Source organism: Kocuria gwangalliensis, from assembly GCF_039544365.1.
Classification (GTDB): Bacteria; Actinomycetota; Actinomycetes; order Actinomycetales; family Micrococcaceae; genus Kocuria; species Kocuria gwangalliensis.
The window spans coordinates 78,593-96,512 of record NZ_BAABLN010000013.1; the positions used below are offsets into that span (position 1 = coordinate 78,593).

General features: G+C 63.6%; 17 protein-coding genes and 1 tRNA gene. 2 read left to right on the plus strand and 16 right to left on the minus strand.

From position 1 onward, the window contains the following. Positions 1–73: 73 nt before the first annotated feature. The 9 genes from ABEA06_RS06195 to rpsB form a co-directional block, all read right to left on the minus strand. Complete coding sequence (locus tag ABEA06_RS06195) at positions 74–343, minus strand: GlsB/YeaQ/YmgE family stress response membrane protein (protein ID WP_095796731.1); 270 nt, start codon at positions 341–343, stop codon at positions 74–76. 117 nt (positions 344–460) lie between these two features. After that, complete coding sequence (locus ABEA06_RS06200) at positions 461–2,104, minus strand: solute symporter family protein (protein WP_303381497.1); 1,644 nt, start codon at positions 2,102–2,104, stop codon at positions 461–463. 2 nt (positions 2,105–2,106) lie between these two features. Beyond that, positions 2,107–2,469, minus strand: coding sequence for a DUF485 domain-containing protein (locus ABEA06_RS06205; RefSeq protein WP_303381498.1), 363 nt, complete (start codon positions 2,467–2,469; stop codon positions 2,107–2,109). A gap of 150 nt (positions 2,470–2,619) precedes the next feature. Beyond that, positions 2,620–3,336 (minus strand): DivIVA domain-containing protein, encoded by a 717-nt coding sequence (locus ABEA06_RS06210; RefSeq protein ID WP_345310925.1) that lies wholly within the window; start codon positions 3,334–3,336, stop codon positions 2,620–2,622. Positions 3,337–3,402: 66 nt separating this feature from the next. Continuing rightward, entirely contained in the window at positions 3,403–4,308 is a 906-nt protein-coding gene (locus ABEA06_RS06215) for a phosphatidate cytidylyltransferase (RefSeq protein ID WP_345310926.1), read from the minus strand. Positions 4,309–4,391: 83 nt separating this feature from the next. Beyond that, the gene (gene frr, locus ABEA06_RS06220; RefSeq protein ID WP_190781644.1) at positions 4,392–4,949 is read right to left on the minus strand and encodes a ribosome recycling factor; all 558 of its coding nucleotides are present in this window, start codon (positions 4,947–4,949) and stop codon (positions 4,392–4,394) included. A 90-nt stretch (positions 4,950–5,039) separates the two neighbouring features. Further along, positions 5,040–5,813 carry a UMP kinase gene (pyrH, locus tag ABEA06_RS06225; protein ID WP_345310927.1) on the minus strand — a complete coding sequence of 258 codons (774 nt, stop codon included), beginning with the start codon at positions 5,811–5,813 and terminating at the stop codon, positions 5,040–5,042. Between the two features lie 171 nt (positions 5,814–5,984). Further along, a complete protein-coding gene (gene tsf, locus ABEA06_RS06230) occupies positions 5,985–6,815 on the minus strand; it encodes a translation elongation factor Ts (RefSeq protein WP_303381502.1) in 831 nt (276 codons plus the stop codon). Between the two features lie 114 nt (positions 6,816–6,929). Next, positions 6,930–7,829: a 30S ribosomal protein S2 gene (gene rpsB / locus ABEA06_RS06235; RefSeq protein WP_303381503.1), complete on the minus strand. Its 900-nt coding sequence runs from the start codon at positions 7,827–7,829 to the stop codon at positions 6,930–6,932. A gap of 342 nt (positions 7,830–8,171) precedes the next feature. On the opposite strand from rpsB, the gene ABEA06_RS06240 reads away from it, so the two are divergent. After that, positions 8,172–8,744 (plus strand): M23 family metallopeptidase, encoded by a 573-nt coding sequence (locus ABEA06_RS06240; protein ID WP_303381504.1) that lies wholly within the window; start codon positions 8,172–8,174, stop codon positions 8,742–8,744. Positions 8,745–8,940: 196 nt separating this feature from the next. Here ABEA06_RS06240 and ABEA06_RS14555 read toward each other — a convergent pair whose 3' ends face one another. From ABEA06_RS14555 to ABEA06_RS06270, 7 genes are all read right to left on the minus strand, one after another. Beyond that, positions 8,941–9,267 (minus strand): GNAT family N-acetyltransferase, encoded by a 327-nt coding sequence (locus ABEA06_RS14555; protein WP_425559500.1) that lies wholly within the window; start codon positions 9,265–9,267, stop codon positions 8,941–8,943. Positions 9,268–9,584: 317 nt separating this feature from the next. After that, positions 9,585–9,658, minus strand: a tRNA-Ile gene (locus ABEA06_RS06245). Between the two features lie 66 nt (positions 9,659–9,724). Next, positions 9,725–10,915 carry a glycosyltransferase gene (locus tag ABEA06_RS06250; RefSeq protein ID WP_345310928.1) on the minus strand — a complete coding sequence of 397 codons (1,191 nt, stop codon included), beginning with the start codon at positions 10,913–10,915 and terminating at the stop codon, positions 9,725–9,727. Further along, the gene (locus ABEA06_RS06255) at positions 10,905–11,858 is read right to left on the minus strand and encodes a DMT family transporter (RefSeq protein WP_345310929.1); all 954 of its coding nucleotides are present in this window, start codon (positions 11,856–11,858) and stop codon (positions 10,905–10,907) included. Before ABEA06_RS06255 ends, ABEA06_RS06250 begins: the two co-directional genes overlap by 11 nt. 199 nt (positions 11,859–12,057) lie before the next feature. Beyond that, entirely contained in the window at positions 12,058–12,936 is an 879-nt protein-coding gene (locus ABEA06_RS06260; RefSeq protein WP_303381507.1) for a phage holin family protein, read from the minus strand. A 220-nt stretch (positions 12,937–13,156) separates the two neighbouring features. Then, positions 13,157–14,470 (minus strand): glycosyltransferase 87 family protein, encoded by a 1,314-nt coding sequence (locus tag ABEA06_RS06265; protein ID WP_396415715.1) that lies wholly within the window; start codon positions 14,468–14,470, stop codon positions 13,157–13,159. After that, positions 14,445–15,752, minus strand: coding sequence for a glycosyltransferase 87 family protein (locus ABEA06_RS06270; RefSeq protein ID WP_345310930.1), 1,308 nt, complete (start codon positions 15,750–15,752; stop codon positions 14,445–14,447). Before ABEA06_RS06270 ends, ABEA06_RS06265 begins: the two co-directional genes overlap by 26 nt. Positions 15,753–16,059: 307 nt before the next feature. On the opposite strand from ABEA06_RS06270, the gene mptB reads away from it, so the two are divergent. After that, positions 16,060–17,673, plus strand: coding sequence for a polyprenol phosphomannose-dependent alpha 1,6 mannosyltransferase MptB (gene mptB / locus ABEA06_RS06275; protein ID WP_345310931.1), 1,614 nt, complete (start codon positions 16,060–16,062; stop codon positions 17,671–17,673). The last annotated feature ends 247 nt before the right edge of the window (positions 17,674–17,920 follow it).

Sequence of the window (17,920 nt, forward strand, 5' to 3'; positions counted from 1 at the left end):
GGATCGGAGGAGCTCAGCACATACAACAAGGGCGCCACCCGGAGGTGACGCCCTTGTTCAGTGATGCCGTGGATCAGCGACGAGCGCCCTTGCGGCCGGTCACTGCACCGTAAATGAACAGCACGATGAGTGCGCCCACGATTGCGGTGATGATGGTTCCGATGTCGAACACGGATTCCAAGGATCCGATGCCCACCAGGCTGCCCAGGAAGCCGCCCAGGATGGCACCGATGATGCCCAGGATGATGGTGACGATGATGCCGCCACCCTGACGACCCGGCATGATGAGCTTGGCGAGTGCGCCAGCGATCAGGCCCAGGACGATCCAGCTAATAATGCCCATGATTCCTCCAGTTTAGCTGCTTGCTTTAACACGAGGTCGTCGCGTTCGTATGCCTTGGTCAGCGTACTGACTGCCAGCTCCCTATCAGGTTACAGGAGAAATCGTCAGGACACTCAATCAGTGATCGACTGCCTTCTCAGCACCAACGCCCGTCAAGGAACGAACTTCCATCTCGGCCTGCTTCTTGGGATCCTCCGGCCGACGCTCGGACATGGAACCGAGGAAGCCCAACAGGAACGACAACGGAATGGAGATGATGCCCGGGTTGGACAGCGGGTAGATGGCGAAATCTGCACCCGGGATCATGGACGTCTCAGCGCCCGACATCACCGGCGAGAAGATGATCAGGACCACGGAGCTGATCAGACCTCCGTACATGGACAGCACGGCACCGCGGGTGGTGAAGCGCTTCCAGTACAGCGAGTACAGGATCGTGGGGAGGTTGGCCGATGCGGCGACCGCGAAGGCCAGTGCCACCAGGAACGCGATGTTCTGACCCTGGGCGCCGATACCGCCGGCGATCGACACCAGGCCGATGATGACCACGGTGGTCTTGGCGACGCGCAGTTCCTGCTTGGGGTCGGAATTGCCGTTCTTGATCACGGATGTGTAGATGTCATGCGCGAAGGACGCTGAGGCCGTGATGGCCAGACCGGCGACGACGGCAAGGATGGTTGCGAAGGCCACTGCGGCGATCAAACCCATCAGGATGGAGCCGCCCAGCTCGTAGGCGAGCAATGGAGCGGCCGAGTTCACGCCACCGGGGGAATTCAAGATCCGGTCGGAGCCGATCAACGCGGCTGCTCCGAAACCCAGCACCAGGGTGAAGAGGTAGAACAAGCCGATCAGGGTGATGGCCCACACCACGGACTTGCGTGCTTCCTTGGCGGTGGGAACCGTGTAGAAGCGCATGAGCACGTGCGGCAGACCGGCGGCACCGAGCACCAGCGCCAGGCCCAGCGAGATGAAGTCGATCTTGGTGATCTCACTCAAGCCGTACTTCAGTCCCGGATCCAGCATGGCGGGGTTGTTATTGGTTTCCACTGCGGCGCCCAGGATGGCCGAGAAATTGAAGCCGAACATTGCCAGGATCCACACGGTCATCACGGCAACACCCGTGACCAGCAGGCACGCCTTGATGATCTGGACCCACGTGGTGCCCTTCATGCCGCCCACCAAGACGTAGACGATCATGATGATGCCCACGACCACGATGACCAGGGACTGACCCGCTTTGGAACCAATACCGAGCAACAGCGACACGAGCGCACCGGCACCGGCCATTTGCGCCAACAGGTAGAAGAACGTCACGGCCAGCGTGGAAATGGATGCGGCCACGCGCACGGGGCGCTGGCGGAGGCGGAAGGACAGGACATCGGCCATGGTGAATTTGCCCGTGTTGCGCAGCGGCTCGGCAATGAGCAGCAGCGCGACCAACCACGCGACGAAGAAGCCAATGGAGTACAGGAACCCGTCGTAGCCCTGCAGCGCAATGGCTCCCACGATGCCCAGGAACGACGCCGCCGAGAGGTAGTCACCGGCAATGGCGAGGCCGTTCTGCGTACCCGAGAAGGAGCGGCCGCCTGCGTAGTAATCAGCAGCGGTCGAGGTGGACTTGGACGCGCGGATCACCACGACCAACGTGATGACCACGAAAGCCAGGAACACACTGATGTTGATCCAGGGGGTTCCGACGGTTTCGGTGTCCGCCTCGGTAGCGGCGTGAATCGCGGGAAGAGCCGCGGAGGTGATATTGATCATGATTACGCTTCTCCTCGTCCCGCACCGGAGGCCTCGAGGTGCTCGCGCAGAGCAGTGGCCTGGGGATCAAGTTTCCGGTTGGCAAAGGACACGTACGCCGCTGTGATGCCGAAGGTGGTTACGAACTGCAGGAGCCCCAGGAGCAACCCGAGGTTCACGTTCCCGAAGACTCGCTGGGACATGAACTCGGGAGCGTAAATAGCCAGCACCACGTAAAGCAGATACCAGACCAGGAACGCAATGGCCATGGGGAAGACAAAAGAACGGTGAGTTTTACGCAACTGCTGGAACTGGTCCGAGCGTTGCGCGTCAGTGAAGTCGAAAGCCGTGGAGTTGGCCGAGTCGACAGGGGGCGTAGACGCCATGAGAGCCTCCTTGTGTGATGAAGACCACGTTAAGCTCTTTGTATCCATAAACACAACAGCAACGCGCAAAAAGTCGAAAAAGCGGGCCTAACTCGCGAAAGGTTCGCTAGTTAGGCCCGCTTTGTATACAAACATGCTGAAGCCTGGGAATCAGCGCAATGCCAGGATCAGCTCTACCACCCGGTCCAGGAACGCATCGACCTGCTGCTCCTCGTAGCAGCGCTGAGCCTGCGCCTGGCGGAACACCGCCGTGCGAACGAGCGAAGGATCCAGATCCTCATCGGAACGGAAGTGCTCCGTGATCCGGTCACACAGCACGTCCACGTCCGCCACCGAATAGCCCAATTGTTTGCGCTGTGAGGGTTGGCGGAAACGTTCGCCGTGGGGGCGGTTCAACCGTCCGAGCAGTGTCTGCCCCAGCAGCTCAAGGTGCTCCTCCCAGCGCTCCGGTCCGTGTTCGTGAATGAACGCTTCCCGCTCGCGATCCGCCAGCTGGTCCTCGAGCTCGTCCAGGCGGGCATCCACGGGCGCCGACTCGTAACCACCCTGGACGCGGTCGAAGACGCGTTCCCGCACCTGTCTGCTGCCGACGCCCGGGGCAGACCGGAGGTCGCCGGCGGTGGTGACCAGAACGGCGTCGACCCGGTCCAGGAAATCGTCCACCTCCGCGGGGTCGTAACCCCATCGTTCCTCGGTGACCCTGGAGAACTTCCGCCCGGCACCGTGAGCGGCCGTCGCCTGGCCCGCGGTCTGTGGCGCGGGAGCATGCTGGCCGGGGGCCGACCGGGACCGGGTGTGGGTATCCAGGCCGTCGATCGTCCGGGTCGGCTGGTCCGCCGGGGAAGAACCAGAGGTGTTCTCGCTCATTGTGGTGTCTACCTTTCCAACAGCCGGAGCGGATCCGCCCCGCATCCCGCATCACCGGGTCATTGTCTACGCCAGGATGGCAAAAAGCTCGAAAAGCACGTATCCGGTGATTACCGCAAAGAGAATGGAATCGATCCGGTCCATGACGCCGCCGTGTCCGGGGAGCAAGGTGCCCATGTCCTTGATGCCCAGTTCGCGCTTGACCATCGACTCGGAAAAATCACCCAGCGTGGAGACGGCCACGATGGCCATCGCCAGGATCGCGCCCTGCCACCACGTGTCCCCCAGCAGGAACACGGAGCACAGAATGCCCACGATCACCGCGCCGCCCAGGGAACCCGCGAAACCCTCCCAGGACTTCTTGGGAGAGATCCTGGGTGCCATGGGATGTTTACCCCACACCACGCCCACCGCGTACCCGAAGGTGTCGGAGCTGACGGCCAGCAGCACGACGGTCAGGATTTTGAGGGGCCCGTCCTCCGAGTGGTACAGCAACAGGGCCGCGCTCAGCAGGAACGACGCCCAGACCAAGGCGAAGACCGACCCCATGATGGAGAGCACCATGCCCTCCTTGGGTCCGAAGGCCCGCCACACCACCACGAGGGTCACGGACAGCACCACGGCGAAGGACAGATACTGTGCTCCGCCTTGATAGGCCGCCAGCGGCATGAGCAGAGCGGCGATCACGGCAGGAATCCGGGGAATCCCGATCCCTCGGTAACTCAGCGATCGCGCGATTTCCCACACGCCGATTCCCGCGGCCGTGCCCGCCAGCAATGCGAGCACGAGGGGAAAGAGGAACAACCCCACCAGCAGCGTGACAATCAATACCACCGCAACGGCAATGGCCGCCGGAAGGTTGCGTCCGGCCTTGGACGGCGCACGATGTTCCTCGCTACGAGTCCACGGCCGCTTAATGACTTCCCTCAGGTTGCCCGTGTTGAGCAATTCGACCCGGGACTGTTTTGCCACCGGCTCACGCCGTCCATCCGCCTGTCCTTGGGAGGAGGCGGAGGAACGGTTGTCAGATCCCTTGGGAGCGTACGCTGCTGCCATCAGACACCGAGCAGTTCGGATTCCTTGTTCTTGAACAGTTCATCGATCTGGTCAATGTGCTTCTTGGTGGCGGCGTCGAGGTCCTTCTCACCGCGCTTGCCCTCGTCCTCGCCCACGTCGCCGTCCTTGATGGCCTTTTCCATGGCTTCCTTGGCGCTGCGGCGGATGTTACGCACCGACACGCGGCCCTCTTCGGCCTTGGTGGACACGATCTTCACGTACTCCTTGCGGCGCTCCTCGGTGAGCTCCGGCATGACCACGCGAATCACGTTGCCGTCGTTGGCGGGGTTGGCGCCGATGTCCGAGTCGCGCAGCGCCTTCTCGATGTCGTTGAGGGCGGAGCGGTCGTACGGGGTGATCAAGAGCGTGCGCGCCTCGGGCGTCTGAAAGGACGCCAACTGCTGCAGCGGTGTGGGCGTGCCGTAGTACTCGACCGTCAGACTGGAGAACATGGCCGGGTTGGCACGGCCCGTGCGAACCGTGGAGAAGTCGGTCTTGGCCGCATCCACCGCTTTGGCCATCCGGGAAGTGGCATCGGAAAGGATGTCAGAAATCACGTGTATCGCTCCTTATGCGTGAAAAAGCCAGGGGTGCTGGCGGACGTGGTACTAACTTCCACTCTAGCCGTGTCCGCAAGAACGCACGATTCACGGGGTGACCAGCGTGCCGATCTGCTCGCCCAACACGGCTCGGGTGACATTGCCTTCGCCCTCCATACCGAATACGCGCATGGTCACGTTGTTGTCGCGGCACAGGCTGAAGGCGGTCTGGTCCATCACACGGATGTCACGGGCCAATGCCTCGTCGTACGTCAGCGCCGTCAAGCGTTGCGCCGAGGGGTCCTTACGGGGGTCTGCGGTGTAGACGCCGTCCACACCGTTCTTGGCCATCAAGACCTCCGTGGCGTGCACCTCCAGGGCGCGCTGGGCGGCCACGGTATCGGTCGAGAAATAGGGCAGACCGGCACCCGCCCCGAAAATGACCACGCGGTCCTTCTCCATGTGTCGGATTGCCCGGCGGGGGATGTACGTTTCGGCCACCTGTTCCATTTTGATGGCCGACTGCACGCGGGTGTCCACCCCGCACTGCTCCAGGAAGTCCTGTAGGGCCAGGCAGTTCATCACGGTGCCCAGCATGCCCATGTAGTCCGCGCGGGAGCGGTCCATGCCCGCCTGGGACAGTTCGGCGCCACGGAAGAAGTTGCCGCCGCCCACCACGATCGACGTTTCCACCTGACCGACGGTCGCGGCGATCTGCTCGGCGACCCGGCGGACCACGGTGGTGTCCAACCCCACCTGCCCGCCACCGAACACCTCGCCGGAGAGCTTCAACAGCACCCTGCGCCGCTTGGGCTCCACACGGGGATCCCGGCTCAACCGCACAGCCTCGTCGTGGAGTTCGGATTCGTTGGTGGTGGGCATGGATTCTCCCCAGGAAGACGACGGTCGAGGTGCGGGCCCACACGTGGCAGACCGCTTTACAGCTTACAGAAACGGCGGGGTGTCACCGATGACTCAGTGACACCCCGCCGAGGTGACCTCGCACGACGCCGCTCGCGAGCGGCGTCGGCGGAGGTTGTCTAACTAACCAGCTCAGGCACCCACGCGGAAACGTGCGAACGCGGTGGCGGTGGCGCCGGCCTCGGACAGCACCTGGCCCACGGACTTCTTGGAATCCTTGGCGAAGTCCTGGTCAACCAGAACAACATCCTTGTAGAAGCCCTTGAGACGACCCTGAACAATGTTCGGGATGATCTTGTCCGGCTTGCCCTCGTTGCGTGCGGTCTCTTCGGCCACGCGCTTCTCGTTCTCGACGGTCTCTTCCGGGACGTCGGACTCGTTGAGGAAGCTCGGGGACATGGCTGCGGTGTGAACGGCCACGTCGTGAGCGGCCTGCTCGGCGTCGCTACCGGACACGGCCAGCAGCACGCCGACCTGAGCCGGGAGATCCTTGGAGGTCTTGTGCAGGTACACGGCCACGTGATCGCCTTCAACGCGAGCCAGACGACGCACAACGACCTTCTCGCCCAGCAGCGCGCCGGTCTCGGTCACGAGCTCGGACACGGGCTTGCCCTCGGAATCAGCGGCGAGCAGACCTTCCAGATCCGTGGCGTCAGCGGCAACCGCCGCGTCCAGGACCTTGGCGCCGAACTCCACGAACGGGCTGGACTTGGCCACGAAGTCGGTCTCGGAGTTGAGCTCGACCATGTAGCCCACGTTGCCCTCGACGCGAGCAACAATGATGCCCTCGGCCGTGGAACGGCCCTCGCGCTTGGTGACGCCCTTGAGGCCCTTCACGCGGATGATTTCCTGGGCCTTCTGAGCGTCGCCATCGGCTTCGTCCAGGGCCTTCTTGACGTCGAGCATGCCGGCACCGGTGCGCTCGCGCAGTGCCTTGATGTCAGCAGCGGTGTAGTTCGCCATGTGAACTCCTCTGTTGTCGTTTGGAGTTGGCCGGGCGTGGGATACACGCCCGGCCAACGTCGGTGGCCATGATGGGCCACCCGAAAGAATGGAAGGTGAACGAAACTCGCGGCCTTACTCGGCTGCGGGGGTCTCTTCCTTCGGAGCCTCCTCGGGGGCAGCCTGGGTCTCGGCGACGGGTGCGGGCGCCTCGGCCTGCTCGGCGTTGTCCGCGGACTCGGTCTGCTCGGCGCCCTCGGCCTTGCCGGCCTCGTGCTGCTCGAGGAGCTCGCGCTCCCACTCGGCCATCGGCTCGTCGGTGGTGTTGCCACCGGACTTGCCGTTGTTGCGCTCAATGAGACCCTCGGCCACGGCGTCCGCAATCACGCGGGTCAGCAGCGAGACGGAACGAATGGCGTCGTCGTTACCGGGGATCGGGAAGGCAACCTCGTCCGGGTCGCAGTTGGTGTCCAGGATCGCGACGATCGGGATACCGAGCTTCTGCGCCTCGTCGACGGCAAGGTGTTCCTTCTTGGTGTCAACGATCCACACCAGCGAGGGGGCCTTGGTCAGGTTGCGGATACCACCCAGGGTGCGCTCCAGCTTTTCCTTCTCGCGGCGCAGCAGCAGCAGTTCCTTCTTGGTGTACTGCGAACCCGCGACGTCGTCGAAGTCGACCTCTTCCAGTTCCTTCATGCGATCGATGCGCTTGGAAACGGTGGAGAAGTTGGTGAGCATGCCACCCAACCAGCGGTGGTTCACGTAGGGCATGTTCACGCGGGTGGCCTGCTCGGCAATTGCTTCCTGAGCCTGCTTCTTGGTACCCACGAACAAGATGGTGCCACCGTGAGCCACGGTGTTCTTGACAGCTTCGTACGCGCGGTCAATGAAGCCCAGCGACTGCTGCAAGTCAATGATGTAGATGCCATTGCGCTCGGTGAAGATGAAACGCTTCATCTTGGGGTTCCAACGGCGGGTCTGGTGGCCGAAGTGAACGCCGTTGTCGAGCATCTGGCGCATGGTTACGACGGGCATGTCGTCTCCTGTTAATTGCTGGCGGCCTTGGGGCGACCGCCATGGGTTTACGGTTATTGATCGATCGGGACGATCCCTGGCGCGATTCGTGACCCTGCCCTGCGGACCCGATCAACGCACTCCGTCCGCAACGAGTTGCGGACCGAGGAGTGCGCACACACGTCAATGTGTTCCCTCACGCGCGAAGTCAATGTCGGCCCCACGGTCGCACCCGGGTCACGGGCATGATGAATGAGGGCAGTCGACACTGCAAGGATCAGACTACATCATGCGCGGTGCACCTCGCTCCACATCGGGTGGATCCGCCTGGTTCCGCGTCGATTCCCGGGCCAGTCTGGCCTCATGAAGTCCGACGACGCCGCCCTCGCACCGTGTCCGCCCGCCAACCGTTCGGCGTTCGGTCACCGCGCCCGAGCGCTCACCATTCTTTCGGCCCTCTGCCTGTTCCTCGGGGGTGTCTTGGGCGGTGGCGTGCTCGGTCCACAACCGGCGCTGGCCGCCGGAGGGTGGACCTGGCCGGTCACACCCAAACCCGCGGTGACGCGGACATTCCAACCACCGGCACAGAAGTGGCTCTCCGGGCACCGCGGCGTGGACCTCGGTGCCGCGCCGGGAACGGAGGTCCGCTCCCCCGCTGCCGGCACGGTGTCGTTCACGGGAGTGGTGGTGGACCGGCCGGTCATTACCGTGGATCACGGTGCTGGGTTGAAGTCGTCCTTTGAACCCATTGATGCCACGGTGACACGGGGCCAGAGCGTGGCCCGCGGTCAAGTGATCGGCACCGTTGCCGCAGCCGGGCACTGCCCACCCGCCAACTGCGTGCACTGGGGTGTGCGCAGAGACGGCGACTACGTGAACCCGCTGCAGTTCGTTCAGGACATGCGCCCTTCGGTGCTGCTGCCGGTGCCGCAGTGAGCCTGACGACCCATTCGGTCCCACTCACTCACGTGGCGCCGTGACAGTGCGGCGTACGCCGTAGTTCGTGCGCTTGCCCCCGCGACTCTCAACGATCTAGGTGCCGTGAGGGCCGCGCCCCACACCTCATGCGCCGCCGCGACCCTTCTCCACTCCCCCAAGGGCTGTAACGGCGCATGGGTCGCTGCGAAAGGTTCTACCGATTCCGGGAAATCTCGAAGTAGCGTTCCTCGCGGCCATGGTGAGTGATCCTCAATCCGGATCGCTCCAATACCCGCCGGGAAGCGTAGTTGTCGATGTGCGTGCTCGCGCGAAACTTCCGCTCCCCCTGGCTCCGAGCAATTCGCAACAGTCCGTACAGCGCTTGCGTGGCGAAGCCCAGACCGCGGGCCGCTGAAACGAGTGTGTCCCCGAACCGTTGAAGGGTTGGCCAGGGAGTCCGTGGCTTCTTCGATATCCATCTCCGTGGGATCCTCGCCCTCACAACGCGCGGTTTCGAGCATGGCGGTGGCTTCCTCGTCATTCAGCGGATGTAGCTCAATCCGCGCCGTCACCAGATCCTTCATCGTGCGAGGCTACCCGTCGATTTGTAGACGACCCCGCCGTGAATCGTGTGCTTACCCCCGCCGCCCGCAGCAATTTAGGCGCCGTTAGGGCCGCGCCCCACACCTCATGCGCCGCCGCGACCCTTCTCCACTCCCCCAAAGGCTCTAACGGCGCACGGGATGCAGCGAGAGGTTCTCCGGGGCCATGAGGTGCGTAGCTGATGGGTTGCGCACCCAAGCCCGCGAACAAAAGGCCCTCTCGCCAGTGTTTCCACTAGTGAGAGAGCCATCCATGTAGGGCGGGTGGGGCTTGAACCCACGACCAAAGGATTATGAGTCCTCTGCTCTGACCAGCTGAGCTACCGCCCCTTGCGCCACCACGGAACAATGCCGTGGTCGCCGCTCTACGCTACCGCATCCGCGCGGTGGAGCCGATCATCGGGCGGGCTCGCCGCGGTAAATCCGTTCGAACGTGTCCAAGGTCTTCGCAAAGGAGTGGTGGGCCATCATGCGGTGGCTTGCTTCGCCCATGGCCCGGCGTTGCTGTGGGCCGGCGTCCAGCACCAATTGCAGTTTGTTGGCCAAATCGTGGGGATTACCCGGTTCGAAGAGGTAGCCGTTGACTCCTTCGTCCGCCAGGTGCGGCAGCGCTCGGGCGTTGGCGAGGACCACCGGTGTGGACGCGGACATGGCTTCCAGCGTGACCAGGGACTGCAGCTCAGCGGTACCGGGTTGGCAGAACACATCGGCGTTGAGATAGGCAACCCGTAATTGTTCGTCCGCGAGGAAACCGCGGAAGTGGATCCGTTCGGCCACGCCCAAGGAGTGGGCCAGGGAGACCAGCGAATCCAGTTGCTCGCCTTCCCCCACGATTTCTGCGTGCACGTTCTTCGCGTCCGGAATCAACGAAACAGCCTCGATCAGTTCATTGACGTTCTTTTCCACCGCGAGCCGCCCGCAGAAAAGAACCGTTTGGTGATCGGGTTTCTTCAGGTGCTCGCCCGCGAGTTGTTCGTAGTCGCCCACTTGGATCCCGTTGGACACGGGAATGGCGTTGTCGTCCACCCCGTTGGCGACCATGGTGTCCACCGCGAGCTGAGTCGGTGCGGTCACCACGTCACAACGGCGGAACTGCCGCGCGAGGTCCCACCAGGAGACTTTTCGGTACCCGCGGATGAACCAGTCCGGGAACGGCAGGAACGGTTCAATGTTCTCCGGGATGAAGTGATTGGTACCGACCAAACGGATCCCGCGGCGCTGTGCCTCCTGGATGCCGAGACGACCCAGGATGTAATGGCACTGGCTGTGCACGACATCGGGCTGGACCGCATCGAGCACCCGCTTGATCTCGCGGTAGACCTCCCAGGGGAAGCACAATCGGAAGTAGGGGTGTGTGAAGGCTCGGTGCGAGCGGATTCGATGCTCGGTCACGCCGTCTTTATCAACCGTCAGAGATGTGCCCTTGGCGGTCATGGGAGCCATCACGTGGACTTGGTGTCCTCGCCCGCGCATTCCCTGCGCGAGCCGCCGGGCGAACTGGGCGGAGCCATTGACGTCCGGTGGGTAGGTCTCTGCAATGATCAAGATCTTCAAGGGACGCTGTTCCTCGGGATGCTCAGTGCTCACGGGTGCTGTTCAGAGTCTTCCTGTGCTCGGTCGCATTGGGTGAAGATTTACTTGAGAGTTCATGTTCTAATCGCTTGGCCTGTTCCCTGCGCTCGATCACTTCGGGGTGGTGGCGAGATAGTAATACGACGCCGACTATAGCAACGCCCCCCGCCAGGCACATGATCGCTCCGATTCCCGGCGTGAAGCCCGGTCCGGCTTCTCCCAGAACGGAAAGACCGAGGATCACGCCCACGATCGGGTCGACAACCGTCAGACCCGCAATGACCAGATCCGGCGGCCCGCACGAGTAAGCACATTGCACCATCCAGCCGCCCACCACGGACGCCAGGACGATCATGATCACCGTGAACCAGTGGATCTGCCCCAGCCCGTGGGCAAGCGTGTGGGTCATGGTGAGTCGCACCAGCACGGCGACGAACCCGTAGAGAATGCCGGCGGCGAGGACGTAGAACATGCTGATGCGGCGGTGCCGCAGGAACAGCTCCGCAACACCGAAGAAAAGAACCAGAGCGATCAGGATGGACACCAGAATGATTTCCGCCCGAGGATCGGCAAGGTAACTGGGGTCCGTGCCGGCAACGGCGGCCACAACGAACACGGCACTGCCCGCTGTGCACAGTGAAATGGCACCCCAGGTGCGGGCGTTGATGTCCAGGTGCTTGTGTTTGGCGTGCAGCAGGGTGGTGATGACCAGCGCGATCACGCCAATGGGCTGCACCACCGTGACGGTCGCCAGCGTCAGCGCCCCGACATTGAGTGCCGTTCCCAGCCCCAGCAGGACCAGCCCGGCCACCCACTTGGGATTGCGCACCAGTGACCCGAGATTCGAAGGTTTCAATGCCTCCTGGGTGTGCGCGGTGACGGCCGCGGATTGAGTCTGGGTCCCGAGTGCCAAGCACAGGGCGGCCATGAGCGCCAACGAAACTGCCACCCACTGCATCAACGGTTCATCACGTCTTCCACCACAGCATCATCGTAAGGTGCCCCCGTGGCATTTGCCTTACTACCTCATGAAGATCAGCCCCGCGTAGGACCAACCCCATACCCCGGTAGGAGTCGGACACGAGGAAGGCCGGGTCACTGTGGTGACCCGGCCTTCCGGAGGCGACGCAGGGGCGTCGTCGGTTACCCGATGGGCGCTACTTCTTGAGAAGCTTGCGCAAGAACACCAAGAAGGCGGAGCCGGCGGCTGCGGCAACGGCCAGCGGCTGCCAGCGATCGCTCAGGCTGCTCTCACCGGCCGTGGCCGAGGTGGATCCTGCCGTGGGCACGCCCTGCGAACCGCCGCGGGTGGCGAAGGTCTGCTTGACCGAGTCCTGAGTGGACTTGAAGGTGCCAGCGGTACGACCCACGAAACCCTGGGCGGCCGCCTGGACGGAATCCGCGCGGTTCTGGGCATCGTCGCGCAGGCTCTTCAAGTGCTCGCGGCGCAGCTTCAGACGGTGACGCAGCTGCTCCTCGGTGGGCTTGACCGGCTTGACCTGATTGGGGTCGTTGGCGGCAGCTTCCTGCTCGCGTTCCTTTTGCTGCTCGGCCTCGTTCATCTCGCGTTGCACGCGGCCCTCCGTGTAAGCGGAGCCTTCCTTCACGACACCCAGGTCGTAACGAAGGCCGAACAGGGTCTTCTCGGGCTTGAGCGGCAGGGCGCTCTTGATCTTGGCCAGCGCCACCAGGACGAGGATGGCCAGGATGACAATGAAGAGCAGGGCCAACAACAATGCCGCCAACCACGCCGGCATCAGGTTGGACAGACCGGCAATGGCCGCGCCGATGAGCGCAATGACGGCCATGCCGAGGAATACCAGGCCCACCACGGCGAGGGCTGCGCCCACACCCAGTTTGATGCCCTTGTCCTTGAGTTCGAGTACCGCTAACTGCGCCTCGTCCTTGAGCTGCTTGGGCAGCAGCCGGGCAAAGACCTTGGTGACATCGAGAATGGATGCCGCTCCAGGTTTCTTGGTTGCCCGAGTGCGCGCGCCGGGGGTGTGGCCGCTTTCCGGGCCCACTGCATGACTCATGCCGCCTCCGATGATGCTTGATCTACCTATGGATATTTCCTAAGTCAAAACTACCACCGAGGCCGTGGCTGGCACGGCAGCTTGCACGTACCGACAGGACACGTAGTGCGAAAACAATGACATTTCACCCGGGGGGCCAATGGTGAGCCTGCAGATCGGGTCCCGGTACGACGTCGTTCTGGTCGCGTTGGCCGCCCCGGCAGCCGGCGAGCGCCGGGCCTCAGCCCCTGGCGCCCTCGCGTGCGGGCCGGATCTTGGCCCCGAGATCCCACGTGCGTTTGACCGACCAGGCCAGTAGCAGGACCAGCAGGATGTTCCGGATGCTCAGCACGCCGGCCATGATCGGGTTGGCGTGGATGAGCGGGGTGTAGAAGAGCGGATAAATGAAGAACGTGACCACCGCGATGCCCATGAGCAGGGCCGCGGGGGTGCGCCAACGCTTCCAGTCGTAGACCAGGCCCGCCACGATCACGGGCGCGAGCCAGATCATGAACTGGGGTGAGCCCACCTTGTTGAACACAATGAGCACGGTGGTCATCATGAGGGCACCCTCGTAGAAGAGTTCACCGCGATCCGCTCCCCTGCGCAGCGAACGGATCAGCAGCGCGGTGCCCACCACCACGGCAAGGATGAGCAGCGGTTGCATGAGATGGGCGGCGAGCTCGGTGCCGGGGCCGTAGACCTCGGAGGAGTTGATGGCCGTGTTGTCCGCGATCTCGGAATCGGCAATGTCCAGCACGCTCAGCCAGACCCACGGCGTGGAGAACGTGGCCTCGAGTTGCATGCCACGCGAGCCCTGGTTGACCATGAAATCGGCAATGTGGCTGAGACCGCCGCAGAGCCACGTTCCGAGCACGACCACCGCGGTGACCGCCACTCCCGCGAGAAACACGTACACACGTTTCTTCGCCGCGATCAGCAACGACAGGATCACGGCGGCAGGCCACACCTTGATCCACGTGGCGATGCTGAGCAACACGGAGGCCACCACGGGCCGGCGAGCGGCGTAGAGCATGCCGATCAAGACAATGGGCGCAGCGATACCCTCCACACGGGCGAAACTCAGATAGCCCATGAACACCAGGAATACCAGCAACCACCAGGCCGGTGCCACACCGCGGCCACCCATACTGCGGCGGGTCAGGAACCAGATCGCCACGGCATTGAGCGCAGTGATGATGAGAGTCCACGCCAGCAGGTACAGATCGTGACCGGCGATCCCCGCCAGGTGGATGGGGATCTGCGCCAGGACCGGATAAACCCACGGGCTGATCGATTGATCGGCGACGTCGGTCGAGAAACCCGCCATGGCCCACTCGCGATACTGCTCGGTGTCGCTGAAGGCCCAGCCGTTGAGGAAGAAGGACGCCATCCACCCCAGGTAATACAGGTGGACCACGGCGAAGCCCCACCACACGCTGGATGGACGGGAGAACCAGGCGATCACGCGGTCCGGCAGCAGGCCGTCGCGCACACCACGGAGCCGGTCGAAGAATGCGGCGGAAATGTCAGGACTCCTTGGGGACGAGCTCATCGGTGGGGCGTTTGGAACCCAACCAGTACAGGCGCCGCGCCGACCACAACAGCAACACCACGAGCAGCGCGTTGCGGGCGGTCAGCACCAGCGCCATCGCGGGGTTGTCGTGACTGAGCGCGTTGTAGAACAGCGGGTAGATGAAGAATGTCAGAACCGCGATCGCGATCAGCATGATGGCCGGGGTCCGCCACGAGCGCCAGTGATGCACGAGCCCCAGAGCCACGGCCGGGCCGAGCCACACCATGAACTGCGGGGAGCCCACCTTGTTGAACACGATGAACACGGAGACCAGGGTCAGCGTGCCGGCGAGCAACAGTTCGGTGCGGTCCGCTCCGCCGGTGCGCACACCGTGGTGCAGGGCCCGGACCAGCAGCGCCGTGGCGGCCAGAGCGGCCAGGATCAGCAACGGCTGCATGAGTGAGGACATGACCTCAGTGCCGGGGCCGTCCACCTGCATCGAGTTGATGTCCGTGTTCATGTACATCTGTGAGCCGCCCACGCCCAGCACCGAGGACCACAACCACGGGGTGGTGAACGTGGCTTCCAGTTGCATACCGCGGTCACCCTGCTGCGTGAGGAAGTTGAAGAGCAGCGGGAAGGCACCCATGGCGGCGGCGACGCCGGCGGCCGCCGCGCTCACCATCAGCCCCGCGACGACCACCTGAACACGCTGGCGCACCACCGTGAACAGCGCAAGCACGATAGCCGCCGGCCACACCTTCATCCATGTGGCAATGCTCAGCAGCGTCGAGGCGATGAAGGGATGGGCCACGCCGTAGGCCAGGGCCACCAGAACAATGGGGGCCGTCAGGCCGTCGACCCGAGCGAAACCCAACCATCCCATGAGGAACGTGAAGCCCAGCCACCACCAGGCAGCGGGAATCGCGCGCCGGTTACGGCCGCAATCGGTGAGTTTGAGAACGGCCCAGCCGTTGAGCACCGTGGTCATCAGGACCCACAGGAAAAAGAAGGGCCCCGGGCCAGCAATGCCCGCGAGCGCCATGGGTACCAGGGCCAGCACCGGATACACCCACGGGCTGGGCCCGCCGGCCAGGGCGTCCTGATCGAAGCCGATGCGCGTCCACTCCCGATAAATGTTGGTGTCGCTGAACGCGTTGCCGTTGAGGGACACGATCAGCGCGAAGACCAGGAACACGAGGTGCAGAACCACGAACCCTGCCAGGAGCACGCGCGGCGAGGTCAACCACCCCGGTAGGTTCTGGGGCCGATCCAGAACGTTCAATCGGTCCTGTTGGGTCAACGGCTTGTGCGTGGACATGATCAATCCTCGTCAGGTGCGCAGCGGTACGAGACCGCGGGCGGCCTCAGGAAATCTGTTCCGTACCCGGTGGAGCGGGGCACGGATGCGTACTCATGCTACGTGCCGCGGACCGGTCCCCGTGGACTCGTGAGTCATGGGGTGCGGCACACCGGGGCACCGCCCACGGCTACTACCCCCGAGAATCGGGTCCCAAACCCCGTTTGCAGTGCGTCCGACTGCTAGGATCAGCCTCCTGAATAACGTCCCGCGGGCCATGGCGCCTGGGCACCCGAAAAAGTTGACAAGTAGGGGAACGACACAGGTCATGTCGGAAAGTGGTTCGCGTCCGGAGGTCACCGCTCACGGCAGCACTGCAGCGACCCCTCGGGCCACCGGGGGGTCGATTTCCGCCGAGGCCCGCTCCGTACCGGGTACCCCGCGGGTTCCCCGCCCGTTGATTGCCATTGTTCAGGGTCTCATTGGCTCACTCATGATGTTCGTGGGTTCCATTGGGATCGGGTGGATCGCCCTGGGCTCCCCCATGGTTCGCAATCCCCTGGTGATCGCCATGCGCACCGAGGGCTGGGGCATTGTCATCTCCACGGTTCTCTTGACCTTTGGGGCCATGCTCCTGATGCGCTCGTGGGTTCGGTTGGGGCAGCGACTGACCGGGTGGCCGGAGGGTTCGCTGCGCGCCGTCGTCACCGCTGTGCTTGCCTGGTCGCTGCCGTTGCTGCTGGCCGTGCCGATTTTTTCTCGCGACGTGTACGCCTACATCGGCCAGGGACGCCTTATGGCGGCCGGGGAGAACCCGTACACGACCGGCATCTCGACTCTCGACAACTGGTTCATGCTGGGTGCCGATCCGGCCTGGGCCGAATCCCGCACCCCCTACGGGCCCGTTTTCCTGTGGTTGGCGCACCTGGTGGTCAGGGTCACCGGGGCCCAACCGGATCTCGCCGTCCTGCTGTTCCGGGTTCTCTCGTGTGTGGGTGTCGCGCTGTGCGTGCTGTACGTGCCCAAACTCGCGGAAATGCACGGGTTCGACGGCGCTCGCGCCCTGTGGCTCACGGTCGCCAACCCCCTGTTTCTCATTAGTTTCGTGGCCAGCGCCCACAACGACGGTCTCATGGTCGGCCTTGCCGTGGCGGGCACGTATTTCGCCGCGACCGGCAGGCCGATCCGGGGCATTCTGCTGGTCACCGCGTCCATTGGCATCAAACCCATCACGATTCTCCTGCTGCCCTTCATCGGGTTGCTGTGGGCCGGCACCAATGCCTCGTGGCCGCGCAAATTCGCCACGTGGGCCGGGACGGCGATCTTGAGTTTCGGACTTCTCCTGCTGAGCGGCATTCCCTACGATCTGGGCCCCGGATGGATTCTCGCCATCCTGGACCCCACTCCGGGCTACACGGGTTATTCACCGTCCGGGTTCCTGAGCATGCAGGTCAACCGCATCGGCGACGCGGTGGGACTGCCCGGCGGAGACATCGCGGCGACCTTGCGCAACATCTTGAAATACCTGGGCATCGGCATTGTGGTGCTGTTGATGTTCTGGGGTGAGGGTCAGCGCAGCCACCGAGTGGTCCGACGCATGGGGCTGGCCTTTGCCGCTGTCGTCTTGCTTTCCCCGGTCATCCAGCCGTGGTACATCCTGTGGTTCCTGCCGTTCTTGGCGGTCACCGGCATCAAGGACAACTGGCAGGTGCGCGTGCTGTACGTGGTCACCGGGTTCTTCGTGATCTTCGGCGCGCAGGATCAACTGTCCGTGTGGCCCTACATCGAGGTCAGTTTCAACGTGTCCACCATTGCCTACGTTGTTGCTCTCGCCTTCACCGGCTACCTCATGTTCCTCGACCCGCACACCAAGCACGTGCTCATCGAGGGCGGGCCTCGAGGGTGGCTCGAAAGACGCCGACGACGCCGCCGCGTCCGGTAAGTGCCCGCCACGTGGTTCACGGCTCTGACCGAGGCTTTTGGGTGTGGTTGGGTGCGTGCTCCGAGGGACCCGGGCGGCCTCCGACATCTGAGGATCAGGTTCGCCACAAACGACGCGCCCTGGCTGCGATGCTATGCCTCAGATGTCAACGGGAGCGCAACGCTGCCTTAGCCTTGATCCACCGATGAGCATGCTTGGTACTGGTACGTAATTAAGAACGAAATGCCCGTCTGACCGGGAAGAATGG